Source organism: Rubrobacter aplysinae, from assembly GCF_001029505.1.
GTDB classification, from domain to species: Bacteria; Actinomycetota; Rubrobacteria; order Rubrobacterales; family Rubrobacteraceae; genus Rubrobacter_A; species Rubrobacter_A aplysinae.
Map to the genome: position 1 here is coordinate 47,698 of NZ_LEKH01000013.1, position 24,222 is coordinate 71,919.

Annotated in this window: 25 protein-coding genes; 15 read left to right on the forward strand and 10 right to left on the reverse strand. The window is 62.5% G+C overall.

The window, feature by feature from the left end:
- Positions 1-40: 40 nt before the first annotated feature.
- The 10 genes from ABD53_RS12280 to ABD53_RS16095 all read right to left on the reverse strand — a co-directional run bounded on the left by ABD53_RS12280 (position 41) and on the right by ABD53_RS16095 (position 10,873).
- Positions 41-529, reverse strand: a complete 489-nt coding sequence (locus tag ABD53_RS12280) for a hypothetical protein (RefSeq protein ID WP_152670765.1) — start codon at positions 527-529, stop codon at positions 41-43.
- Positions 522-3,125, reverse strand: coding sequence for a DNA gyrase subunit A (gyrA, locus tag ABD53_RS12285; RefSeq protein WP_047866096.1), 2,604 nt, complete (start codon positions 3,123-3,125; stop codon positions 522-524). The genes ABD53_RS12280 and gyrA overlap by 8 nt, the downstream gene beginning before the upstream one ends.
- A complete protein-coding gene (locus ABD53_RS12290; protein ID WP_047866097.1) occupies positions 3,115-3,363 on the reverse strand; it encodes an SHOCT domain-containing protein in 249 nt (82 codons plus the stop codon). The genes gyrA and ABD53_RS12290 overlap by 11 nt, the downstream gene beginning before the upstream one ends.
- A complete protein-coding gene (locus ABD53_RS12295) occupies positions 3,356-3,607 on the reverse strand; it encodes a hypothetical protein (RefSeq protein ID WP_047866098.1) in 252 nt (83 codons plus the stop codon). The genes ABD53_RS12290 and ABD53_RS12295 overlap by 8 nt, the downstream gene beginning before the upstream one ends.
- Positions 3,608-3,636: 29 nt before the next feature.
- On the reverse strand, positions 3,637-5,592 hold the full coding sequence (gene gyrB, locus ABD53_RS12300) for a DNA topoisomerase (ATP-hydrolyzing) subunit B (RefSeq protein ID WP_235401578.1): 1,956 nt from the start codon (positions 5,590-5,592) through the stop codon (positions 3,637-3,639).
- Between the two features lie 180 nt (positions 5,593-5,772).
- On the reverse strand, positions 5,773-6,873 hold the full coding sequence (gene recF / locus ABD53_RS12305) for a DNA replication/repair protein RecF (RefSeq protein ID WP_047866100.1): 1,101 nt from the start codon (positions 6,871-6,873) through the stop codon (positions 5,773-5,775).
- Entirely contained in the window at positions 6,870-7,076 is a 207-nt protein-coding gene (locus tag ABD53_RS12310) for an RNA-binding S4 domain-containing protein (protein WP_235401580.1), read from the reverse strand. The genes recF and ABD53_RS12310 overlap by 4 nt, the downstream gene beginning before the upstream one ends.
- A gap of 34 nt (positions 7,077-7,110) precedes the next feature.
- Positions 7,111-8,301 (reverse strand): DNA polymerase III subunit beta, encoded by a 1,191-nt coding sequence (dnaN, locus tag ABD53_RS12315; protein WP_084709623.1) that lies wholly within the window; start codon positions 8,299-8,301, stop codon positions 7,111-7,113.
- A 559-nt stretch (positions 8,302-8,860) separates the two neighbouring features.
- Positions 8,861-10,255, reverse strand: coding sequence for a chromosomal replication initiator protein DnaA (gene dnaA, locus ABD53_RS12320; protein WP_047866122.1), 1,395 nt, complete (start codon positions 10,253-10,255; stop codon positions 8,861-8,863).
- A gap of 3 nt (positions 10,256-10,258) precedes the next feature.
- A complete protein-coding gene (locus ABD53_RS16095; RefSeq protein ID WP_160309690.1) occupies positions 10,259-10,873 on the reverse strand; it encodes an ATP-binding protein in 615 nt (204 codons plus the stop codon).
- A gap of 575 nt (positions 10,874-11,448) precedes the next feature.
- Here ABD53_RS16095 and rpmH point away from each other — a divergent pair.
- The 15 genes from rpmH to ABD53_RS12390 all read left to right on the forward strand — a co-directional run bounded on the left by rpmH (position 11,449) and on the right by ABD53_RS12390 (position 24,049).
- A complete protein-coding gene (gene rpmH / locus ABD53_RS16650; RefSeq protein WP_084709624.1) occupies positions 11,449-11,583 on the forward strand; it encodes a 50S ribosomal protein L34 in 135 nt (44 codons plus the stop codon).
- Between the two features lie 2 nt (positions 11,584-11,585).
- On the forward strand, positions 11,586-11,927 hold the full coding sequence (gene rnpA / locus ABD53_RS16655) for a ribonuclease P protein component (protein ID WP_047866101.1): 342 nt from the start codon (positions 11,586-11,588) through the stop codon (positions 11,925-11,927).
- 22 nt (positions 11,928-11,949) lie between these two features.
- Positions 11,950-12,162, forward strand: coding sequence for a membrane protein insertion efficiency factor YidD (gene yidD / locus ABD53_RS16660; RefSeq protein WP_084709625.1), 213 nt, complete (start codon positions 11,950-11,952; stop codon positions 12,160-12,162).
- Positions 12,163-12,172: 10 nt separating this feature from the next.
- A complete protein-coding gene (locus ABD53_RS12335; RefSeq protein ID WP_047866102.1) occupies positions 12,173-13,024 on the forward strand; it encodes a YidC/Oxa1 family membrane protein insertase in 852 nt (283 codons plus the stop codon).
- Positions 13,021-13,800, forward strand: coding sequence for an RNA-binding cell elongation regulator Jag/EloR (gene jag, locus ABD53_RS16105; RefSeq protein WP_053058030.1), 780 nt, complete (start codon positions 13,021-13,023; stop codon positions 13,798-13,800). Before ABD53_RS12335 ends, jag begins: the two co-directional genes overlap by 4 nt.
- Before the next feature lie 99 nt (positions 13,801-13,899).
- The gene (rsmG, locus tag ABD53_RS12345) at positions 13,900-14,649 is read left to right on the forward strand and encodes a 16S rRNA (guanine(527)-N(7))-methyltransferase RsmG (protein ID WP_053058031.1); all 750 of its coding nucleotides are present in this window, start codon (positions 13,900-13,902) and stop codon (positions 14,647-14,649) included.
- 36 nt (positions 14,650-14,685) lie between these two features.
- Positions 14,686-15,447: a ParA family protein gene (locus ABD53_RS12350; RefSeq protein WP_047866103.1), complete on the forward strand. Its 762-nt coding sequence runs from the start codon at positions 14,686-14,688 to the stop codon at positions 15,445-15,447.
- Positions 15,440-16,303, forward strand: a complete 864-nt coding sequence (locus ABD53_RS12355) for a ParB/RepB/Spo0J family partition protein (RefSeq protein ID WP_047866104.1) — start codon at positions 15,440-15,442, stop codon at positions 16,301-16,303. Before ABD53_RS12350 ends, ABD53_RS12355 begins: the two co-directional genes overlap by 8 nt.
- A 625-nt stretch (positions 16,304-16,928) precedes the next feature.
- Entirely contained in the window at positions 16,929-17,516 is a 588-nt protein-coding gene (locus ABD53_RS17530; RefSeq protein ID WP_053058032.1) for a lytic transglycosylase domain-containing protein, read from the forward strand.
- Between the two features lie 97 nt (positions 17,517-17,613).
- Positions 17,614-17,958, forward strand: a complete 345-nt coding sequence (locus ABD53_RS12365) for a tetratricopeptide repeat protein (protein ID WP_053058033.1) — start codon at positions 17,614-17,616, stop codon at positions 17,956-17,958.
- 7 nt (positions 17,959-17,965) lie between these two features.
- Positions 17,966-18,415: a hypothetical protein gene (locus tag ABD53_RS12370; protein ID WP_152670766.1), complete on the forward strand. Its 450-nt coding sequence runs from the start codon at positions 17,966-17,968 to the stop codon at positions 18,413-18,415.
- 37 nt (positions 18,416-18,452) lie between these two features.
- Positions 18,453-19,124 carry a DUF92 domain-containing protein gene (locus ABD53_RS12375; protein WP_268778288.1) on the forward strand — a complete coding sequence of 224 codons (672 nt, stop codon included), beginning with the start codon at positions 18,453-18,455 and terminating at the stop codon, positions 19,122-19,124.
- Positions 19,125-19,575: 451 nt separating this feature from the next.
- Positions 19,576-21,975 (forward strand): leucine--tRNA ligase, encoded by a 2,400-nt coding sequence (leuS, locus tag ABD53_RS12380; protein ID WP_047866129.1) that lies wholly within the window; start codon positions 19,576-19,578, stop codon positions 21,973-21,975.
- Between the two features lie 69 nt (positions 21,976-22,044).
- On the forward strand, positions 22,045-22,635 hold the full coding sequence (locus tag ABD53_RS12385; RefSeq protein WP_047866106.1) for a glycerol-3-phosphate responsive antiterminator: 591 nt from the start codon (positions 22,045-22,047) through the stop codon (positions 22,633-22,635).
- Between the two features lie 235 nt (positions 22,636-22,870).
- Positions 22,871-24,049 carry an FAD-dependent oxidoreductase gene (locus ABD53_RS12390; protein ID WP_084709630.1) on the forward strand — a complete coding sequence of 393 codons (1,179 nt, stop codon included), beginning with the start codon at positions 22,871-22,873 and terminating at the stop codon, positions 24,047-24,049.
- The last annotated feature ends 173 nt before the right edge of the window (positions 24,050-24,222 follow it).

Genomic DNA, 24,222 nt, shown 5'->3' on the forward strand with positions numbered 1-24,222 from the left:
GTGATCTTTGCGCTTCATCGATCCGTAGTTCTCTTTGGTCTCAGACGCTGTACTGGCTCTGTACCCGCACGGCGGTCTGGGCGAGGGTCTCGTCGTCGAGAACCGCCTCGATCCACAGCACGCGCTCGCCGCCGGCGACGTCGGCGGGCAGCTCGAACCTCACTATTAGAGTGGCGGGCTCCTCGGCCCCGGCGAGCGTCACCCGATACTCCTCGGATTCCTGGAGGATGCCGCCATCCCCGTCAGAGAGTATGAACCGCGACCACCGCTCTTCCCCGGCGGCGTGCTCGCAGCCCTCGAACTTGGCATACACGACGAAAGAGGTCTCCTCGGCCGCCTCTGTACCCTCGGCCGAGACCCGCAGCTCGTCCAGGACCCCGAAGAGCGTGATCTTCCCGTCCATCTCCGTGGCGGCCTCCGAGAGCACGAGCGCCGTACACTCGACGACGCCCTCGCAGCCCTCCTCCGCCTCCTCGGAGAACTCAGAGAAATCGTCTTCCGGGAAGTAGTCTCCTCCTGGCCTACTCATCGGTGGCCCCACCTCCATTCTCCGAAAGCTCCGAGGGCTCCGGGGCGCCTTCCTGGCCGTCCACCGTCGCCACCGTCGGCGGCGCGGCTTCGGCGGCCACCTCGTCGCCCACGAGCTCCTCCAGGGAGAGCTCGTCGTCGGACTCCTGACCGGCGCTGTCGCGGGAGGATACGACGGAGGCCAGCGCGCTCACCGAGTCGCCGTTTCTCAGGTTCATCACCCGCACTCCCTGGGCGGTCCGGCCCTGCTGGGAGACGGTCTCCGCGCCGAGCCGGATGGTGGTCCCGAGGTTCGAGACTATGACGAGCTCGTGCATCTCGGGGTTCACCACCCGCACCCCGGCGAGCTTGCCGCGCTCGCCGTCGGTCTTCATCGCGATCACACCCTGCCCGCCCCGGCCCTGGGCCCGGAACTGCGAGAGCGGGGTGCGCTTGCCGAAGCCCTTCTCAGTGATCATGAACAGATCCAGCTCGTCCGAGACGGTGTCCATGGAGAGCACCGCGTCGCCGTCGCGGAACTTTATGCCCCGCACGCCGCCGGTGGCCCGGCCCTGGGCGCGGGCGTCGTCCTGCCTGAAGCGCAGGGATTGTCCGTTCCGGGTGACGAGGATCACCTCCTCGTCCTCGGAGACCTGCCGGACCGAGATCAGCTCGTCGTCCTCGGCGAGGTTTATGGCGATGATGCCCTCGTTCTTCAGGGGCGTGTTGTAGTCGCCGAACCTAGTCTTCTTCACGATGCCGCCGCGGGTGGCGAACATCAGGTAGTCGGACTCGTTGAACTCTTTGGTCGCGATCACGGTCGCTATCCGCTCGTCTCCGGCCAGCGGCAACAGGTTCGCTATGTGACGGCCCTTGGCGGTGCGGCTCATCCTGGGTAGCTGGTGCACCTTCAGGCGGTAGACCTTGCCCTTGTTGGTAAAGAACAGCATGTAGTGGTGGGTGGTGGTCACGAAGAGGTGATCTATGTAGTCCCCCTCCTTGAGCTCCATACCGGAGACACCCATGCCACCCCGGCCCTGCTTGCGGAAGGAGTTGACGGGCACGCTCTTGAGGTAGCCGCCGTTTGAGATGGAGATGACCATCTCCTCCTCGGCGATGAGGTCCTCTATCTCGAAGTCCACGCTCTCGTCCACCGTAAGCTGGGTGCGGCGTTCGTCAGCGTGGGCGGCCTTCACCTCGGCCAGCTCTTCCTTGATGACGCCGTAGACCTTGTCGTCATTGGCGAGCAGGCTTTCGAGGTACTCGATCTTCTCCTTGAGGTCCTTGTACTCCTGCTCCACCTTCTGACGCTCCATCGAGGTCAGCCGCTGCAGCCGGAGGTCCAGTATGGCCTGCGCCTGACGCTCGGAGAGCTCGAACTTCTGCATCAGGCTCGTGCGGGCGCTCGCCACCTCCCGGGAGGCGCGGATGGTCGCCACCACCTCGTCCAGGTTATCCAACGCGATCACGAGCCCTTCGAGAATGTGGGCGCGCTCGCGGGCCTTGTTCAGCTCGTACTGGGTGCGGCGCGTGATCACGTCGAACTGGTGCGAGACGTAGTGCTCCAGCACCTTCTTGTACGACATCGTCCGGGGCACCCCGTCGACGAGCGCCACGAGGTTTACGCCGAAGCTCTGCTGTAGCTGGGTATGCTTGTACAGGTTGTTGAGGACGACCTTCGGGACGGCCTCCTTCTTCAGCTCGATGATGATGCGCATCCCGGTGCGGTCCGACTCGTCGCGCAGGTCGGAGATGTCCTGGAGCTTGCGCTCCTTTACCAGCTCGGCGATCTTCTGCATCAGGTGCGCCTTGTTGACCTGGTACGGGATCTCGGTGAACACGATCTGTGTCCGGTTGCCCTTGATGCTCTCCGTGTGGGCCTTGGCCTGCACCCGCACCGAGCCGCGCCCGGTGGCTATAGCCTCCCTGAGGCCGCGGGTACCGACGATTACGCCCCCGGTCGGGAAGTCCGGCCCCTTGATGCGCCGCAGTATCCCGTCCTCGTCGAGCTCCGGGTCATCTATGAGGGCGGTGGTGGCGTCTATGACCTCGCCGAGGTTGTGCGGCGGGATCTTGGTCGCCATCCCGACGGCGATGCCTTCCGAACCGTTGACAAGCAGGTTCGGGTACCGCGCCGGCAAGACCACGGGCTCGCGCTGGGACTCGTCGAAGTTGGGCACGAAGTCCACCGTGTCCGAGGCGATGTCCCGCAGCATCTCCGTCGCTAGCCGGGTCATACGAACTTCCGTGTAGCGCATGGCCGCGGCGTTATCTCCGTCCACGGAGCCGAAGTTGCCCTGGCCGTCGGCGAGCCGGTGGCGCATCGAGAAGTCCTGGGCCAGCCGCACCAGCGTGTCGTAGACGGCGGAGTCGCCGTGGGGATGATACTTACCTATGACTTCACCTACCACGGTCGCTGACTTGCGGTAGGGGCGGTTGGGCTGTAGGCCGAGCTCGCTCATGGCGTACAGGACTCGCCGGTGCACCGGCTTGAGGCCGTCGCGCACGTCCGGCAGGGCACGCGAGACGATAACGCTCATCGCGTAGGAGAGGAAGGAGTCCTTGATCTCCTCCTCTATCGAGTGGGGCCTTATATTACCCGCGAAGCTATCTAGCATTCTGATCCTCTGTCATCTTCGTTATATCTTCCCTGGCCTCCAGGTACTCCTCTTGCAAGACTTCACCCTCCGCGTACCGGCTATCCAACTCTTCTGGGGCCGGAGGGCGCCTCCCGGAATCTTCCATCAGCCTCCTGATCCTCCTCTTGCGCCGCTGGATCACCGGATAGAAGATGAAGAGCACGCCCATCAACACCACGAAGGTCAGTAGCTCCCAGAAGAAGAGGCTCTCAAGCACTGTACTGCCTGCCCAGAGCTCTCGCGTCCTCTTCCTTCGAGATCTCCCCTCTCACCGTCAGGTACTCGTCTCGCGAGAGCCTGCCTTCGGAGTAGCGCCGCTCCAGCTCTTCCCTGGAGATCGGCTCCGCCTTTACCGCCGCCTGGTCGTGTCGCTTGAGGGACCGGCGCACGATCAGGACCAGCGCCACGAGCGGCAGCAGATACAGGAGGATGAGGGCAAGATCTGTAGGCCCGATGCCCATCTTACGTCGCTGGCCGCCTCAAGCCGTCGCTACGCATCCAGGTTCTTGACCTCGCGGGCGTTGGCCTCGATAAACTCCCGGCGCGGCTCGACCTTGTCGCCCATCAGCGCCGTGAACAGCTCGTCGGCCACAGCCGCCGAGTCCACCGTAACCTGCAGCAGCGTGCGCTTCTCGGGCTCCATCGTCGTCTCCCAGAGCTGCTGCGGGTTCATCTCGCCAAGACCCTTGAACCGGGAGAAGGTGGCGTTGCCGTTTATCCCCAGGCGCTCCACCGTCTCCTGGTACTCGCGGTCGTTGTAGACGTAGTGCTCCTTGCGGTTGTGCACGATCTTGTACAACGGCGGCAGCGCGATGTACACGTACCCGGCCTCGATAAGCTCGGGCATGTTGCGGTACAGGAAGGTCAGCGCCAGCGTGCGGATGTGGCTGCCGTCCACGTCGGCGTCGGTCATCAGCACGATGCGGTTGTAGCGGCAGTCGGCGAGGTTGAAGCTCTCCCCCACCCCCGCGCCTATGGCCGAGATCATGGCCTGTATCTCCGCGTTCGAGAGGACCTTGTTCATGTTGGCCTTCTCGACGTTCAGGATCTTGCCCCTGAGCGGAAGTATAGCCTGGAAGTTCCTGTCGCGGCCCTGTTTGGCCGAACCGCCGGCACTGTCTCCCTCGACGATGAACAGCTCGCTGCGCGAGGGGTCCTTGGAGGTGCAGTCGGCGAGCTTGCCCGGAAGTGTGGAAGACTCCAGGTAGCCCTTGCGGATGGTGTCGCGCACCTTGCGGGCGGCCTGCCGCGCCCGGGCGGCCTGCAGCGACTTGTTGATGATCGCCTTCGCCTCCGACGGCCTCTCTTCCATGAACTCGGCGAGGTAGCGGTTCACGCTACTCTCCACGAGCGTCTTGACCTCGGTGTTGCCGAGCTTGGTCTTTGTCTGCCCCTCGAACTGGGGCTCTGAGAGCTTGACGCTTATCACGGCGGCGAGACCCTCGCGGATGTCGTCGCCGGTGAGGTTGTCTTCCTTCTCCTTGATCAGACCCTTCTGGCGCGCGTAGTCGTTTATGGTGCGCGTGAGCGCCCCCCGGAAGCCGGACATGTGCGTCCCGCCCTCGTGGGTGTTGATGTTGTTGGCGAAGGTAAACACGGAGTCCTGGAAGCCCGAGTTCCACTGCAGCGCCACCTCGACCTCACCGGCGTCGGTATCGTGTTCGAGGTACATGATGGACTTGTGGACCGGGTCCTTGGCCTCGTTGATGTGCTCGACGAAGTCCCGGATACCGCCCTCGTAGCAGTAGCTGACGTACAGATCCTCGTCCCGCTCGTCGTCGAGCGAGATCTTGAGTCCCTTGTTCAGGAACGCCGACTCCCGGAACCTGCGCGAGAGCGTGTCGAAGGAGAGCTCGGTGGTCTCGGTGAAAATTTCCGGGTCCGGGCTGAACCGGATCGTGGTGCCGGTCCCCTCACCCTTGGCGAGCTTGCGCTGCGCCTCCATATCACCCACCGGGAAGCCTCGCTCGTAACGCTGGGCGTATAGGTTGCCGTCGCGCCGGATCTCGATCTCCAGCCACTCGCTCAAGGCGTTCACCACCGACGCCCCGACGCCGTGCAGCCCGCCGGATACCTTGTAGCCCGAGCCGTCAAACTTGCCGCCGGCGTGCAGCGTGGTCATGATGACCTCGGTGGCCGACTTACCATACTTGGCCATCTCGCCGACCGGCATCCCGCGTCCGTCGTCGGAGACGCTCACGGTATCGTCTGGGTGGACGGTCACGGAGATCTCGTCGCAGTATCCGGCGAGCGCCTCGTCTATGGAGTTGTCCACGATCTCCCACACCAGGTGGTGCAGACCGCGCGGCCCCGTGGAGCCGATGTACATCCCCGGACGCCGCTTTACGGCTTCGAGGCCCTCGAGGACCTGGATCGAACTCGCGTCGTAAGAGCCTCCGGCACTCCCGGAACCACTCGTATTCTTGGACACGGAATCAGTCGCCAAGTAACCGCCCCTCTCTAGCATGATCGGCATGCCGACCGGCGGAATCGCCCAACAAGATCGGAATCACCACATTAGTTTGCACTTGCAGATTGTAACACAAGCCGTACTTTTTCCAACCGGTGCGTCGTGGGCTTTGGCCTTTATCTACGCGGCTTTTCCCGGCGCGAATGCCCCCTCCGATCAGGCCGCCGACACCGCGCCTTCCACGACACGGACGACCCGCGCCCGATCCAGCAGCCCGGCCCCGAAGTAGTCGAGGTTGGTGGTGGAGATGACGGCCTGATTGCTCCGCAGGAAATACTCGGCGAGCAGCTCGCGGCGGCGCTCGTCCAGTTCGCTCATCACGTCGTCGAAGAGCATCACCGGATCGGCCCCCGTCTCGCGGCGCACGTAGTCCCTGGCGGCGAACTTCAGCGCCAGAGTGGCGAGCCGCTGCTGGCCCTGCGAGCCGTAGGTCGTGAGGTTCACCCCGTCGAGCAACGCGGCGAAGTCGTCCCTGTGGGGCCCGACGGAGGTGGTGCCCCGCTCTATGTCGGCGCCACGCGCCTCCATGAGCTTCTCCTCGTAGTCTTCCGGGGTCGCGCTACTCGAATACTCCAGGCCGGCCTTCTGTGGGCCATACAGGGCCCTTAAAGACGATCCGAATAGCTCTCCCAGAGGCTCCACGGCCCGGGCGCGGCCTTCGAGGACGGTGGTGCCGAGCTCTATGACCTTCGCGTCCCAGGTGGAGAGGGTCTTTTCGGAGGAGAACCCATCCCGGATGCGGCGCAGGAGTTGATTGCGCTGGGCCACGGCTTTCGCGTAGTCGGCGGCGGCCCGGGCGTAGGACGGGCGCAGGGTGGATAGGAGACCGTCGAGGAACTCGCGGCGGTCGGCCGGGGCGTCCTTGATCACCCGGAGGTCGTCGGGGAAGAAGTTCACGACCCGCACCCCGGTGCCTCCGGCGGCGTAGGCCGCGAGGGACTCCGCCGACGCGCCATCCACCGTGAGCCTTTTCTTCTGGCCCGGTGCGTAGCCGACGGCGACGGACCTCTCGCCGTCACCTTCCAATGTCACCCGCATCTCTGCCCGGGCGAACTCCTGGCCCCAGCGCACGATCTCCGGATCGTTGGGGGTGCGGGGGCTGGATCCGGTCGCGGCGAAAGAGAGCCCTTCGAGGAGGTTCGTCTTGCCCTGGGCGTTGTCGCCCACGACGACGTTCAAGCCTGGAGAAAGCAACACCGTGGCGTCGGCGTAGTTGCGGAAGTTGATCAGGCGCAGCGCCCGCAGGTATGAGCTCAAACGATCTCCACCCGTTCGAGGCCGTCGTAGGTCTCCACCTCCACGATGTCGCCGGTTCTCAACCGGCGGCCGCGCCTCGTCTCCGGCTCGCCGTTCACGAGCACCGCGCCGTCCTGGATCAGGAGCTTCGCCTCTCCCCCGCTACCCACGAGATCGGCGGCCTTTAGCGCCTGCCCGAGCGACATGCCGGCGGATACCTCCAAGCCGATTCCGTCCCCTACCTTTCCCTGATCTTCCCTACTCGCCGTAGGGATCGCGCATCGGCATGATCAGGTACAGAAAGTCCTTCTCCTCACCCGGCGAAGGGGTTCCGTTGCCGTTCTCCCCACCGGAGCCCTTGCTCTCCCCCGGCACGATCAGGCCGGGCTTTAGCGACTCGTTGAGCCTGAAGACCACGTCGTCGGTGTCCACCGCGGTGACGCCGTCTATGAGGTATCCGGGGTTGAACGAGATGCGGAAATCGTCCGTATTCTCGGACCGTGCAGCGAGCTTCTCCCGCGCCTCGCCGACCTCCTGGCTCTTGACCAGCACCTCGACCGCGCCGTCGGAGAAGTACAGACTCACGGGCACCGGCGGCGTCTGGCGCTGGGCGAACAGGTTGACCCGGCGCAGCGTGGCCATGAGCTCCTCGCGGGAGACCGCCACGTCGCGCTCGAAGCTTTCGGGCAAGAGCCGCCGGTACTCCGGGAAGTTTCCGTCTATGAGCCGGGTTCCCAGCAGCACGTCCCCGATACGGAACAGAGCCTGGTTCTCCGAGATGGAGACCTCCACGTTCTCCTCGTCCGATCCAGAGAAGATCCTGCCGACCTCCTGCATCGCCCGCGCCGGGATGATCGCCTCCGAAGGCGGGCTCCCGCCAAAGGTCGTCGCCAGCTCACTCTCCTTGATCGAGAGCCGGTAAGAGTCCGTGGTAACCATCCGCACCCGGCTCTCCTCGAAGCTGATGAGGATGCCCATGAGCACCGGCCGGGTCTCGTCCCTGGAGTAAGACTTCGATACCTTCTCCACGGTGTCCACGAGCACCTCGCCCGACATCGCGAACGCTCCCTCGGTGTCGAACTGGGGTAGCTGGGGAAACTCGTCGGCGGCGTAGGCCCGGATCTGGTACTCGCTCTCCCCGGCGGTGAGCCTCACCGTGCCCTCGGCTTCGCTGTACTCGATCGTCAGCTCACCCTTCGGCAACGACCGCACGATGTCGTTGAAGATCCTGGCCGGAACGACCACCCGGCCATCCTCCCCCACCTCCGCTGGCGAGGAGGTCTGGATCGATAGCTCCACGTCCGTCGCCGAAAGACGTACCACGCCCTCCCCGGAGTCCGCCTCTAGGAGTATCCCGCTGAGTACCTGCACCGTCGAACGGGCGGACACTCCTCGGGACGCCAGAGCCAGCTTTTTACTAAAGATATCCGTGTTGCAAACAGCCCTCATTCAGTCCTCCCTCTCGCCTTAGTATTAGTATTTAAAACCTTAATTCATTATCGTAGTAGTAGTAATAGGCCCTGTGGATATGTGGATAACTCGAATTATCCTCTTTACATAAGCCCAAAACCTTGAACTGCTCGTGTGGATAAGTCTGTGGATAACTCCCCAAACCCTGTGGACAAAATGTGGATAAGTGCCGAGTTATCCACAGCACAGACTTATCCACAAAATTATCCACAGACTTATCCACAGATTTTACCCCTCTTATCCACAGACTTATCCACAAGATATATGTGTGTCTCCGTATCTAAACTGCAATGATCGTCTTCCTGCGACAACTTTATCCACAGTTTGCCAAACTTATCCACAAAAACTGTGGATAAAGTACCCGAGGTGTGGATAAAAAGGAAAGGCTTATCCACAGGCCAGGGAGGTGCTGTGGACAGATTGTGGATAAGTCTGTGGATAACTCCCGACCGAAAGTTACAAAGTGCCCTCCCTGGGTATAGGGATAAGCTGGATAAAACGCACGCCGGAGGAGTATCAGGGAAGGACGTACGGGTGGTTATCGTTTGCTCTTTACGTGGTACGTGATCTCGTGAATCTGGTTGAAGGCGTCGCGGTCCTTGTTTATGAGGTTGGCTATCTTGGCGGTGGCGTGCATTACGGTGGAGTGGTCTCTTCCGCCGAACGCTTTTCCTATCTTTGGCAGGGATTCGTCTGTAAGCTCGCGGCAGAGATACATGGCGACCTGGCGCGGGTAGGCGAATGGCCGGGTGCGGCTCGTGCCTGTAAGGTCCGGCTTTGAGATGCCGAAGTAGCGGCAGACCTCGTGCTGGATCAGCTCCACCGGTATCTCGCGGTAGGCGGAGTCGGTAAGGATGTCCTTGAGGACCTCTTCCGCGAGCTCGACGCTCAGGTTGCGGCCGTAGAGCGAGGAGTAGGCGAGAATGCGCACCAGGGCGCCTTCGAGCTCGCGGATATTGGTGGACACCTTGGATGCGATGAAGGTCAGGACCTCGTCGTCTACCTCCAGGCTGTCGGCTATCGCTTTCTTGCGCAGGATGGCGATCCTGGTCTCCAGGTCCGGTGGCTGGATGTCCGTTACGAGCCCCCACTCGAAGCGGCTCACCAGCCTGTCTTCCAGGGTCTTGATGTACTTGGGGTGCCGGTCCGAGGCGATGACGAGCTGCTTGTTCTCCTCGTACAGGGCGTTGAAGGTGTGGAAGAACTCCTCCTGTATCCCCTCTTTCTTCTCCAGAAACTGGATGTCGTCTATGAGAAGCACGTCGTTCTCGCGGTAGCGGCGCTGGAAGTCGAGCGGTTTGTTTTCCCGGATGGAGTTGATGAAGTCGTTGGTGAACTGCTCGCAGGTAACGTAGCGGATGCTCATTGACGGGTTGTGATCCTCGACGTACTGCGACACCGCGCGCAAGAGGTGGGTCTTGCCGAGCCCGACGCCACCATAGATAAAGAGCGGGTTGTAGACCACGCCCGGCGTCTCCGCGACCGCGAGGGTGGCCGCGTGGGCGAAGCGGTTACCGGCCCCGATCACGAATGTGTCGAAGGTGTATTTCGCGCGCATCGAGCGGGGCGCCCGGGCGTTGCGCACGGACTCGGCCGCCTCACCGGCCGCACCCGCCGCGCCTGCCTCGGCGTCCTCCACGGCGACCGCCGCTTGCGGGGCCTGTGGGGCGCTATTCTTCGAGGAGCCGACGCTCACCACCAGAGAGCTCTCTTCCTTATCCAGCACGGAGTCGAGCGCCTCTTCCAGAAGCGGCTTGAATCGGCTCTCTATGTACTCCTTTGCGAAGGAGTTGGGGACCGAGATCTCCAGACCGTTCTCGTACAGGTTCACCGGCTTGGTACCCTCGAACCAGACTCGCAGGGAGGGGGCGTTGATGTGCTCGGAGACCTGATCCAGCACCTCCGTCCACACCTCTTCCATGCGCCGGGGCATCACTTACTGGACCCAGTTCTGGATGATCGCCGCGGCAAGGTCTTTGCCTAGCGGGCTGATCATACGCTTCCCGGTCTCGTCTCCGTGTAGAAGTCCCTGCTCCTGTAACAGTGAGAGATCCCGGTACGCGGTGCTGACGCTTATCTCAAGACGGTCCGCCACCGTGGAAGGCCCCACCTCGCCGTACTCGAGCACCGACAGCAGTACCTTCTCCTGCCGGTCGGAGATCTCCATCCTCGGTACGGCATCCGGGTATCTCCTGTGAGACTCCTGAGACTCTCTCGGCTCCGAGAGCCTTGCCTGACTACCGGCCTCTTCTGCCTCATCAGAGCGGGGCGCGGAGATCGTGGTTACGGTCCCGCCGCCCATATTATCTTCGATGGTAACCGTGCCCCCCACTCTCTGAACCGCCGCCCGGGCCATCCCGAGACCCGCCCCGACGCCGCGTATATCTCGTGTCGCCGACGTGGCGCTGGTGAACCCGAACTCGAAGGCTCGCTCTTTTTGCTCGATGCCCGGACCCTTGTCAGAGACCCGCACACTACAACCGCCGTCGAAGATCGAAATTACCACGCCTTTGTACTCCGCGTGGACGAGATTCTCAACGACCTCCCGCACCGCTTCTTCGGGTAGACGGCCACCGAGATCGCGTACCCTAGAGCAAACGAGCCTGGAGAACTTGTCCGCCGCTGCCGGGTAAGTGGAAGCCGCCGCTTCAAGGATCTCCGGCGTTCCTGTATCCGGGTAGACGGCGATACGAACGCCGACGCCGGCACCTTCCGCGTCCCCTCTATCTCTCTCCGCGTAGATCATCCCTTACCAAGGTTATACGTGCACCCCCTCGTGACGCTACACCCCAAGAGAAGAAAGCAGTGTTTTGCAGGCTATTAAAAAAGTTATCCACATACTTTTCCACAACCTGTGGACAAAACGTGAAAAAGTTGTGGAAAACTTCGTAAAACCGTGGAAGATTCTCTGTACAGTCTGCCCTCGTTAGGGTTGTGTATGCCCATATTTACGAAACAAAAACGTTGTTTTGCAGGATTTTTCTCTGAAATGCTTCTGGAGGGTGTTGGCGGTGATGCTGGAGAGCTCTTGTGGATAACCACTGGAGGTAGAAGTGCTAGTCGGATATACTGGAAAGCGAAACCGAAATATCGGGATCGTCAATTGTCAGTCAGAGGAGATGTAGCATGAAGCGCACTTATCAGCCCAACCGTCGGAAGCGGGCCAAGACTCACGGTTTCCGGAAGCGGATGAAGACCGTTGGTGGCCGTAGGGTAATAGCTTCCAGGCGTCGGCAGGGGCGCAAGAAGCTCACCGTCTAGACTTGGGTCTTCGTAGGGGTAGGCGGCTTACCGATTCCCCCGAGTTCGAGAGGGTTTACAAGCAAGGCTCGGCATACAGGGGCAGGCTCATATCCGTGCATGCTTTTCCGAATGACGCCGGTGGCCCGAGGCTCGGGTTGTCGGTCTCAAAGAAGGTGGGTAACGCGGTGATCCGAAACGGTGTGAAGCGTCGGATACGGGAGATTTTCCGTCTCAAGCTGCCAGAGATACGTGGGGAGCGGGACTTTGTAATATCCGCCCGTCCGGCTGCCGCCGAGGCCGCCTACGAGCAGTTAGAGGCCGAGTTCGAGAAGGCCTTGAGAAAGCTCGGGGACCGTGATTAATACAGGTTCTTAGGGTTATAAGATGTTAGGCAGGCTCGCCGTTGGTCTGGTGAAAGCTTACAAGAGGTACCTTTCCCCCATGCTACCCGCCTCTTGCCGATTCACGCCTAGCTGCTCACAGTATGCCATCGACGCTATCTCGAAGTATGGGGTTCTCAAAGGGTCTGCGAAGGCGTGCTGGAGGGTAATGCGGTGTCATCCCTTTTCCAGGGGGGGATCGGACCCCGTAAAGTGAAGAGGCCCGGATGGTAGACATCATCGGACGCCTGTTTAGTCCTATTACGGGTGTTCTCGGCGGCGCGCTAAGATACTTTCATTATGGTCTCGGCCTCGAATGGTGGCTGGGGATCGTGCTCCTCACCCTGATAGTTCGCTCTCTACTCTTTCCATTGACCGTCAAGCAGGTCAGGAACATGCGTCAGGTGCAGGAGTTGAAGCCGGACCTTGACAAGCTGAAAGCCAAGTACAGCGGCAACGTGCGTAAGCAGCGCGAAGAGCAGAGCAAGCTGTACCAGGAGCGCGGGATCAACCCCCTAGGAGGATGCCTGCCTCTGCTGGTACAGATGCCCGTCTTTATCGGCATCTTCTACGTGATTCGACACTTCGGGGGTTTCCAGGGCGGCTTTGGCGGCGCCTCCACCTCTGCCAGCGAGCCGAGCTTCAAGGAGGGAGGGCTACTCTGGTTTACGGATCTCTCCAGCAGCGACTCCACCCTGATACTTCCAATTCTCGCCGCCGCGACGATGCTAGTCTCGATGGAGGTAACGAACAAGAGCATGGAGCCGCAGCAACGCTGGCTCATGCGTATGCTCCCGGTGGGCTTCGCCTTCTTTACATACTGGTTTCCCGCCGGCATGTTTGTGTACTGGATCACCTCCAACCTGGTAACCCTGACCCAGAACTACATTATTTATAATCTGCTGCCAAAGAGCAGGGCGTCGGGTACCGCGAAGCCTTCTAAAACCAGGTCACTCGGTACATCCGGGCAAAATCACGTGGCCAGCGGCGGACAGAGTAACTCCCAGAGTACCGTCGTTCCATCGAGAGCGTCTGACGTCACGAGGGCAAAGAGAAAGAGAAGAAAGAAGAAGAAATGAGTGAACGCCGGGAATTCAATGCCTCGACCGTAGAACAGGCTATCGAGAAGGCAGCTTCCACGCTGGACCTCAAGCAACAGGAGATTACCTACGAGATACTCGACGAGGGCAGCTCCGGATTTCTCGGTCTGGGGGTGCGCGACGCGAGGATTGCTGTCGAAGTGCCGCTGGAGAACGTGCAAGAGCATCCGGACCCTGAGATTGCTCCGGAACAAGACCCTGCTCCCTTGCCGGAACCGAGTGAGACTCTCCAGGAGGCTGAAGAGGGGTCCGGGATGGCGGAGGTGGAAGACGACGCCCCTGATACTCCCGAAAGCTCCTCGCCCGAGCTCTTGGCCGAGGTCCATGAACAGGTAGAAAGCACCCTCGACGCCATGGCGTTCGACAGCGAGATCGAGGTTCGGGACGAAGGAGAGATAGTAGCGGTCAACATAGACTCCGAGGATGCGGGGCTCTTGATCGGCCAGAAGGGTGAAACCCTGGATTCTCTCGAGCATCTGGTCAACGCCGCGTTACGTCGTGGTCACGAGCATCCTAAAAAGGTAGTCCTGGATTGCGAGGGCTATCGTGAGCGTCGCGTGAAAGCCGTCCAGGGTATGGCGCACCGCACCGCCAAGCGTGTAGTCAAAGAAAACAAGTCGGCGGATCTTCCGCCAATGCGCTCTTCAGAGCGCCGCGCCGTACATGCTTACCTGAAAGATGATCAGAGGGTCGAGACCTCTAGCTCCGGCAACGACGAGAGCCGCAGGGTAACGATATCCCCCGCCCAGGGTTAGACCAGTTTCACGTGAAACCGCGCCTGTGACATTTGTTGGGGTTTACGTACATTTGTCGGAATTCTCATCCTGCACTGTTTGTCTTTTGGAGGGTTTCACGTGAAACAGGAGTTGGGTGAGAGGGCGGTAGGCGTTTTTGAAGAGCAGTTAGCTCAGTGGGGGGTAACCCTTGGACAGAGCGAAATCGAGGCCCTAACACGGTACTCGCAAGAGCTTGCCACTTACGAGAAGGCGAATGTGGTGGGGACAGGAGAGTTGGAGCGGATATGGCTTGATCACGTCCTCGACTCCTTGAGTTGCCTCCTTTACAGGCCGCTGACAACGTTGTCCAGCTTGATAGACGTAGGCTCGGGAGGCGGTATGCCCGGCATACCACTTCACCTGGCCCTGGATCTCCACCGGACGTGTTTGCTGGAATCCACCGGCAAGAAGGCAGAGTTCTTGCGTCACGTCTCGGAAAGCCTGTCGCTAGAGGGTGTAGAGGTGGCCAATGTCAGGGCAGAGGAGTTCGGACTCAGGCCCGGTCGTAGAGATAGCTATGAGGCGGCTACCGTGCGCGCCGTGGACTCGCTGTCGGTGATCTCCGAGTACTGTCTGCCGTTTCTGGAGCCTGGTGGAGCGATGGTCGCAATGAAGGGCCCGCTAGGGGCGGAGGAAAGAACGGCCGGTGAGAGAGCCGCTCAGGTGCTGGCGGGAGAACTAGAGGCGGTTATACGGGTCCCCTTCTCGGCGGACAGGGAGCACAAAGAGCGGCATTTGATGATAGTGAGAAAGACGGGGCCGACACCGGAGTCTTACCCGAGGCCGACCGGTACTCCCCATAAAAGACCGTTGTACAGCGCAGGGTAAGGCGAGCCTGGGCCCGACCATGCTAGTATTAGCGGATTGAGCCGGGTAGTCGCCATAGTGAATCAGAAGGGAGGGGTGGGCAAGAGCACCACCGCCATAAACCTGGCTACCTATCTTGCTCAGAGAGAGGAGCAGGTACTATTAGCCGACCTCGACGCTCAGGCTAACGCTACCAGTGGGCTAGGGGTAAGTACCCACGATTCGGGCTGTATGTACGACGTTCTTTTGGAAGGCCGTGCTCTGCAAGAGGTCGCTACCCACACCGACATTCCCGGGCTGCACGTCGTACCTTCGACTATAAACCTGGTAGGAGCCGAGGTGGAGTTGGTTTCGGAGCTTGCAAGAGAGTTTAAGCTCAAGCGCGCTCTGGACAGGATGCCGGAGGGGCTGTACACGAGGGTGTTACTGGACTGTCCCCCTTCTCTGGATCTTTTGACCCTAAATGCCCTTGCCGCCGCGGACGAGGTGCTGATACCCATACAGTGCGAGTACTACGCGCTAGAGGGGTTAACACAGCTCATGCGCAGCATCCGCATGGTTAGAGAAGAGTTGAACCCGGGCCTGCAGGTCGGGGGCGTGCTGCTCACCATGTTCGACGCCCGGACGAATCTTTCTCACCAGGTGGCGGGTGAGGTACGCTCTTTCTTCGGGGATAGGGTGTTCAGTGCGGCCATACCCCGGAACGTAAGGCTTAGTGAGGCGCCTAGCTTCGGACAACCGATCTCGCTCTATGCTCCGCAGAGCGCTGGCGCCGAGGCATACTCTGCGGTGGCCGAGGAGGTGCTACACCGTGGGTAGCAGGCGTGGCCTCGGGAGAGGGCTATCGGCTCTCATAGCGACCGGCGAGAGTGTCGGCGGGCTGCGCTTCGAGGAGATACCCACCTCTGCCGTGAGATCCAACGTACACCAGCCCAGGCGGAGCTTTCCAGAGACCGGCATACAGGAGCTGGCCGCCTCCATCAGAGAGGTCGGGATACTCCAGCCCCTGGTCGTGCGGGCCACGGAAGAGGGTTTCGAGCTGATAGCCGGCGAGCGGAGGCTGCGGGCGGCCAAAGAAGCTGGCCTCGATCGCGTACCGGTCCTGATCCGGCAGGCCCACGAAGGCGAGTCCATGGAACTCGCGCTCGTCGAGAACCTGCAGCGAGAGGACCTCAATCCCCTGGAGACCGCTGCAGCATATCAGGCGCTAATGGAGAGCTTCGGGCTGTCCCGGGAGCAGCTCGCTTCGCGGCTCGGGAAAAGCCGGGCTGCGGTGACCAACACCATAAGGTTGATGCAGTTGCCAGAGGCCGTGAGGAGCATGGTGGCCGAAGGCCGCCTCTCGGAAGGGCACGCGAGAGCCCTTCTGACTCTCCAGGATGAGGAGCAGATGCTCAAGATGGCCGCGAAAGTGGAATCTCAGCGCCTTTCGGTGCGCAAGCTAGAGCAGCTCGTTAGAGAAGACTCTACCGATCAAGCGAGTAGCCAGTCGGAAGAGCAGCGACGTGAACCACAAAGAGACAAGGGCCTGGAGGCGGCGTCCAAAGCGATTCAGGAAGCGACCTCACTCCCTACCAAGGTGCGCAAAACGCGCCGAGGCGGCAAAATCGAGATAGCTTTCAGGGAGCAGGAGGATCTGGAAGCCCTGATAAACCTCCTTACCTCATCTGAATAAAGATACTAAAGTAACAATATAGACTCAATGTCTAAAATTAAGGTTGACAGACACGGCGAACCGTGGCTTGCTTAGTCCGTACGTAGCTTTGAGAGGGGGAAAGTTGTCTGTGAAGGTTAGGAAGTTCGCTGTTGTGTTCGGCTCCTTGTTTTCCGTAATCATGGTAGCCGGTGCGGCTGGTGCGGAGCCGGAGACTGGCGTAGAAGCACGCGCCACCACGGGAAGCGGAGGCTCCGCGGCCGCCAGCGTCTCCGGTGCGCAGTACTCGGATGCTGGCGGAGGCGCAGTCTCCGATGACTCCGGTGGCCCTGGGGCGGATGACGAACGGGGAGACGACGACAGCGATAAGCATCCGGGCGGTGCCGGAGACGCCGGGCCGCGTGGCGGGAGCGGCGGCGACACTCCCGACGAGTCCGGGAAGAACCCTTCTAAGCCGGTGATTAAGCCGTCCAAGTCTGCTGAAGGCTCCCGTCAGAATGCTAGACAGAAGGCCGAGGCGAGGGTCCGCAGCAACCGTTCCGCGGCCGGTCGGTCTAGCCAGAATGCTGTGTCACGCACGTCGCGGCAGGTGACACGTCAGAGCGATGTTTCACGTGAATCAGGCGGTAAGCCGGGCGGTAGCGCGGTGGCGGAGGCGCGGACGGTGCAGAGCCCGGAGATTCGGAGCCGCGTAAAGGAGCTTAGGAAGAAGGGCAAGGCCGGAAAGCTGCCGCCGCCTGCTACCAGTTATGTACCCAAGAACCGGCGGCAGGAGCTCAGGATAGCCCGCCGGGACATCGTGGCCCGGCCCGTGGACGAGGCTTCCCTGAAGAGGTACAAGAAGCTCTACGAGCAAGCCGCAGAGGAGTACGGGTTCGGTGATGACTGGTACGTGCTGGCTGCGGTAGGGAAAGTGGAGTCCGATCACGGCCAGAACATGGGACCATCCAGCGCCGGGGCGCTCGGACCGATGCAGTTCATGCCGTCTACCTGGGAGAGCTACGGTGTGGATGCCAACGAGGACGGTAAGGCAAACATAATGGACCCGGAGGACGCGATACCCTCTGCAGCCCGGTACCTGAAAGCTGGCGGAGCGCCGGACGACTGGTACGAGGCGCTGTACACCTACAACCACGCCGGGTGGTACGTGGAGAAGGTCCTCAAGATGGCGGAGCGATACCGGGTGGCGGCCGGCGACGACGAGGTTGGTCCCTACTATCCCAGCGGCCGTTAGGCCTTGAATAGCGCCGGGGCGCGAGGCGGCCCTCTCGTCCCTCTTAGCCCCGGCATGCTACAAAGGCCCCGGTCGGTAAGCGTCTACGGAGGCGGCCTTGGAATCCAGAGTCGAGATGTTCAACAAGCTGCTCGACCGGGACCCGGAGAACCCGATGGTCCTGTACTCCCTGGGTAGTGAGCTATTCAAGGAGGGGCGCTACGTGGAGGCGAGAGACCGGCTACGGCGGGCCGTCGAGAACAAGCCTGACTACTCCGTCGCCTACCGGACGCTAGGGCGCGCCCTCTACGAGTTGGAAGAAGACGAAGAGGCCCTGCGCATCTTTGCGCTCGGGCGCGGTATCGCCCAGGAGAATGGAGACCTACAGACCGTCAAAGAGATCGACGTCTTCACCAAACGCGTACAGAAGCGCCGGGGTGATAGCCCCGCGGGAGAAGGTTAAGCTCTACTTGGAGACCACGGTAAACATGCTGGTGGATTACGAAGGCACGCTTGCCCGTCGTGTAGCCGGGGATCTTTGGTCCGGCCTCTCGCGTGCCGCGCTGGACTCAGGGGCCGGGAAGACCAAGATGACCGCGCTCTGGGATAGTCTGCGCTCGCCGGCGGAGCCGGAGGGCTCTGAGGCCTCCGTCAGGATCTTCGTGATGGAGCAGGACCTCCCTGATGCGGTGGACTCGTTGACCGCCCTGCGAGGCCCAGAGCCACTCTACGGGCTCGTGCTGGCCGTGCCGGATGCCCCGAGTCCGCTGGCCGGTTCTCTGCTTTATCAGGGTGTGGAGCGTCTCAAGGAGTTCGGTATAAGGGCGGGGAACATCGAGCCCGCGCTGCTCAGGGCTTCAGCGGAAGAGTGCGGACGCTACGCCTCGCAACTGCTGGGGCGGCTAAAGACTTACCGTTAGCCAGGGAGCGCCACCCCTGGCACAGATCCTCGAAGCCCTGACCGTAACCTCCCTCTTCGCCGCAGCGGCGTATCTGCTGGGCGCGGTAGGGCGTGGCGGCGCGCTTGGCGGCCTGATGGTGGGGGGCGTTATATACGTCTGCCTCGACTGCTCCGGGTTCGCGGTGCTCGCGCTGTTCGTGGCCGGAGGCTCCGGGCTTACGCGACTCGGCTACGAGGCCAAGCGCCGTCGGGGTACTGCTCAGGAGGGTAGAGGACGTCGCGGGGCGCGTAACGCGCTGGCGAACTGCGGCGTCGCGGTGGCGTGTGCCCTGGCCGCCGCGCTTACTCCCCTGCACGAGGCTTTTGCCCTCGCCTTCGTGGCCTCACTCGGTGCCGCGTTCGCGGACACTGCCGAGTCCGAGGTGGGACAACTCGTCCCCGGAAGGCCGCGGCTGCTCACCAGTCTGAGAGCCGTGCCGCCGGGTACCGACGGGGCCGTATCGGTGCCGGGTACCCTGGCCGGGGCGCTGGCCGCAGGGACGACTGCGGCGCTCGCGCTGTGGCTCGGGCTCGTGGAGGGGGGAGAGGCGATTATCGCGTGGGCCGCCGCTTTTCTCGGGACCGTGGCGGACAGCCTCGTCGGCGCGTTCGCTCCCAGGGTGGGAAACGAGCTCACGAACGTGGTGTGCACGCTCGTGGCCGCAGTGCTGGCGTTGGCCCTCGCCTAGAGAGGCCGTCTCCAGAGACGGTGAACGGTACCGGGCCATCTCGGTGAAAGAGGTTTCGGAGATCCAGCCCGCCCACGGCAACCATACCGGTAGCCTCTAACACCGGTGCGTAAGCCCGGGAGTAGCGGTCGGGGAGAGCCCCAATGGTAGACTCCGGGTAATGCGCGGTGAGACACCGGGCAAGGGGCCAAACGGCCTCATGGTGCCCATATGTCCTGCGACTATAAGGTATTTAGGTAAGGTATGTAGGAGCTGGCGGGCTTGGGGTCTATCCGGCGGTGACCGGAGCGTATCCGGGGCTCCCCGGACGCCTCTAGACTACGCGCCTAAGCAAGAGCCAAAGTTAGAGAGACGAACAGTATTTCATGGTATTTCAGAAGGAGAGCCGGTGAAAGAACGAACGGGCGAGGCGCCCTCCACACCCTCCAACAAGAGACAGGCTCCCAAGGAGATGGAGAGCCGCTGGCAGCGGCGCTGGGAAGAGGCCGGAATCTACAAGACCGACGAGGATCCGGCCAAGCCCAAGCACTACGCGCTCACCATGCTCCCGTATCCGAGCGGCGACCTGCACGTCGGGCACTGGTATGCCATGACCCCGTCGGATACCAGGGCGAGGTTCATGCGCATGCAGGGTCACCGGGTATTCTTTCCTATCGGATTCGACGCCTTCGGGCTGCCGGCCGAGAACGCCGCCATAAAGAACGGCATCCACCCCCGGGAGTGGACCCTGGCGAACGTCGAGCGGATGCGGGGCCAGCTGCGGCAGATGGGCGCCATGTTCGACTTCGACGCCGAGATCGTCACCTGCGAGCCCGAGTACTACGAGTGGAACCAGTGGTTCTTCGTGAAGTTCTTCGAGCAGGGGCTCGCTTATCGCTCAGAGGCCCCGGTTGACTTCTGCCCCTCTTGTAACACCACGCTCGCCCGCGAGCAGGTCGTCGGGGTCGAGCGCGTGTGCGAGCGGTGCGGCACGCCCGTTATAAAGAAGAACCTGGCTCAGTGGATGTTCAGGATCACGGACTACGCCGACGAGCTCCTGGACTTCTCGAAGATAGACTGGCCCGAGCGCGTCCAGACGCTGCAGCGGAACTGGATCGGGCGCTCCGAAGGTGCGGAGGTCCGCTTCGACGTCGAGGGCTACGGGCCGGTAGAGGTATTTACCACCCGGCCCGACACCCTCTTCGGCGCGACCTTCTTTGTCATGTCGCCCGAGCATCCGGCGGTCGAGGAGATTACGACCGCCGACCGACACGGCGAGGTCCACGCCTACGTCGAGCGCGCCCGGAAGATGACCGAGATAGACCGCACCGACGCAACCCGCGACAAGACCGGCGTCTTTACCGGAGCCTACGCCACGAACCCGGTGAGCGGTGAGCGCATACCCGTGTATATAGCGGATTACGTGCTGATGGGCTACGGGACCGGCGCCATCATGGCCGTCCCCGCCCACGACGAGCGCGACTTCGAGTTCGCCCGCAAGTACGGAATAGAGATCCGCACCGTCATCGCCCCGCCGGAGTGGGAGGGCGGCGAGCCCTCGGAGGCGTACTCCGGCGACGGCGCGCTGGTCAACTCCGGCAGGTTCGACGGGCTCCCGGTGGAGGAAGGCAAGAAGGGGATCACGGGCTGGCTCGAAGAGCGGGGGATGGGCGAGCCTGCGGTAAGCTATCGGCTGCGCGACTGGCTCATAAGCCGCCAGCGGTACTGGGGCACCCCGATCCCGATAATCTACTGCCCCGAGTGCGGCACCGTCCCCGTTCCTGAGGAGGACCTGCCGGTAAAGCTCCCCGAGGACGCCGAGTTCACCCCCACGGGCGAGTCGCCCTTGAAGCTGCGCAAGGACTTCTGGCGCACGGAGTGTCCCCGCTGCGGCGGCGAGGCCGAGCGCGAGACGGACACGATGGACACCTTCATGGACTCCTCGTGGTACCAGTACCGTTACCTCTCGCCGGACTACGAGGGCGGCCCGTTCGACCCGGAAGAGGGCCGGAAGTGGCTGCCGGTGGATCAGTACACCGGCGGAATCGAGCACGCGGTGATGCACCTTTTGTACACGCGGTTCTTTACCAAGGTGATGCGCGACCTCGGGCTCGTGGACTTCGACGAGCCGATGAAGCGGCTCTTCAACCAGGGCATCATCCTCGGCCCCGACGGCAACCGCATGTCCAAGAGCCGCGGCAACGTCGTGAACCCGCAGGAGTACGTGGACCTCTACGGCTCGGACGCGCTGCGCTCGTTCCTGATGTTTATCGGGCCGTGGGGCGAGGGCGGGCCCTGGGACAGCCAGGGCATCGAGGGTACGGCGCGCTTCTTGCGCCGGGCGCTCTCGCTGGGCCAGGAGGGCGAGCCGACCGGAGCGGAGGCGGACCCCGGGGAGCTGGAGCGGCGCACCGCGCGGGTAACGAAGAAGATCACGGAGGACCTCGAAGCTTTCCGGTTCAATACCACGCTCGCCGCGCTCATGGAGCACACGAACTACCTGAGCGCGATCCGGGGCCGGGTGGGGGAGGAGCGCTGGAGCGGGGCTCTGCGCACGTACACGCTACTGCTCGCGCCTTTCGCCCCGCATCACGCCGAGGAGCTGTGGGCGATGCTAGGCGAGGAGTTCTCCGTACACCAACAGTGGTGGCCCGGGTGGGAAGAGGAGGCCATCGCCGAGGAGGAGATCACGCTAATCGTCCAGGTCAACGGCAAGCTCCGCGACCGCATAGAGGCCCCCGCCGACGTCTCCGAGGAAACCGCCAAGGAGCTCGCCCTAGCCAGCGAGAGGGTCGCGCCCCACGTGGAGGACAAGGAGATCAAGAAAGCCGTCTACGTGCCCGGCAAGCTCGTGAACCTGGTGGTGGGATAGGCCGCGGCGGACGAGTCACGGTCCTCCGGCGCCATACCCCTCTCCGCCAACGATGGTAGAGTTCGTGGCGTGGGAAAGGTGACCGGGGGTAGGGCAGAGGCGTTTCTTCAAGGGGTACGGTACAACCCGGTGCTGCCCGCCGTCCGGAGTCAGGATGAGTCTTTCGAGGCCGCGATCTCCAGCGATCATCACGCGGCGGTCTTCGTGCTCGGGGGAGATATCTTCGAGCTGGTTCACAGGCTCGAAGGCGCGGATAGCAGGCCCCCGGTCTGCGTCAACGTGGACCTGGTCTCGGGGGTGGCGGCGGACGCGAGCGGCGTGCGGTTCCTGGCCCGCCACGTAGAGGGCATTATCTCGACGAACCGGAACATCATCGAGCTCGCCAACGCGGAGAGCATGGTAACGATCCAGCGCATCTTCGCCATAGACGCCGGGGCCATCGAGCGCGGCCTGAAGGTGGTGAACAGGGCCGCCCCCACGCTGGTTGAGATACTGCCCGCGCTTGCTTACCCTCAGATGGCCGCGCAACACCACGAGTTGTACAGCAGACCCGTCCTGGCCGGCGGTCTGATCCAGGACATGGACGAGGTGACTTACATTCTGGAGTCCGGCGCGGCGGGGGTTTCAACCAGTAACCAGGGACTCTGGCGCGACGCCTGAACTTCCGCGGCCCCCGAGTCCGCCTGGCTCCGCTTGACTCTGCTTGACTCGCGCTAGAGACTGAAGTATCATTCTCCAAAAGTAATCAGAGTGACGCAGGCGAGAGAGCCCAAGAAAGCCTCGCACCGAACCGTTTGTCCCGGCTGTCATTGCGGAGACGGTTGTGCGGGGTTTTCGCGTTGTCTTGCAGGGCTTTGCGTCGCCGAGTGGCCGCCAGGGGTAGGGCCAGAAAGGGATGAACATGGAGACCGACGTAGTAGTAATCGGGGGCGGGGCGACCGGGGCCGGGGTAGCGTGGGATCTCACGCTCCGGGGCCTCCGGGTGACCCTGGTAGAGATGGGGGACATGGCGACGGGCACCTCCTGCCGCTATCATGGCCTGCTGCATACGGGGTCCCGCTACGCCGCGAGCGACCCCACCAGCGCGTGGGAGTGCTACCAGGAGCACAGCATCATAAAGAAGGTCGTCCCGCAGGCGGTTGACTCGACCGGAGGGTTGTTCGTGCTCTGCCCCTCGGACGACGAGGGCTTTGTCGAGGAGTTCGTCGGAGGCTGTGAGATGGCCGGGATACCGGCGGAGGAGATCAGTACCTCCGAGGCCTTGCGCCGCGAGCCTCTCGTACACCCCGGGATACGAGCCGCCTACGAGGTCCCCGACGCCGCCTGTGACCCGTTCGCGCTATGTAACGCGCTGCGAGACAGCGCGGAGGCCGGGGGCGCTACCTTCCTCACCTACCACGAGGTGGGGAGCTTCCACACCGAAGATGGCCGCGTGGGTGGCGTGCGCGTCCGGGATCTGCGCACCGGCGAGGAGACGGACATACGCTGCTCCACAGTGGTGAACGCCGCCGGACCGTGGGCCTCCCACGTAGCCGCGAAGGCCGGAGTCGAGTTCCAGATGATGCTCAGTCGCGGGGCGATGCTCGCCTTCAACGGCCGTTGGACCACAGCCGTGGTGAGCCGGCTCAGGATACCGGGCGACGGGGACATCTTCGTACCGCTCGGACCTCTCGGGGTTGCTGGAACCACCTCGGTGCCGACAGACGAGCCGAGCGACACCCGCATAGAGGAATGGGAGCGCAAGAGGATACTATCCGAGACGGAGGCCTTCCTACCCGGCGTCCGGCATGGCAAGGTCGTGCGCTCCTGGGCCGGGGTGAGGCCACTCTACGATCCCGGGACCGCCTCCGACTCTGCAGAGGGCACGCACGTGGACAACCGCAAGGCAACCCGGACCTTCGACGTGCTGGATCATGCCGAGACAGACGGTGTCGAAGGGTTCGTGAGCATCGTGGGCGGCAAGCTGACCACCTTCCGCATGATGGCCGAAAAGACCTCGGATACCGTGTGCGGCAAGCTCGGTGTGGACAAACCTTCCGCTACCGCGACCACCGAAACCCTGCAGCCCGCATAGCCCTGGAATGGAGCGGCGTAAGACCCTGCTAAAGGATAATGGACGGGAGGAGAGAGATGGCGGAGAGGGACACGAGGAGCAGATTCCGAGGGGTGGTATTCGACGTAGACGGGGTGCTGGTGGACTCCCCCCACGAGGAGGCCTGGCGCGAAGGGCTCCGGCAGCTAATGCAG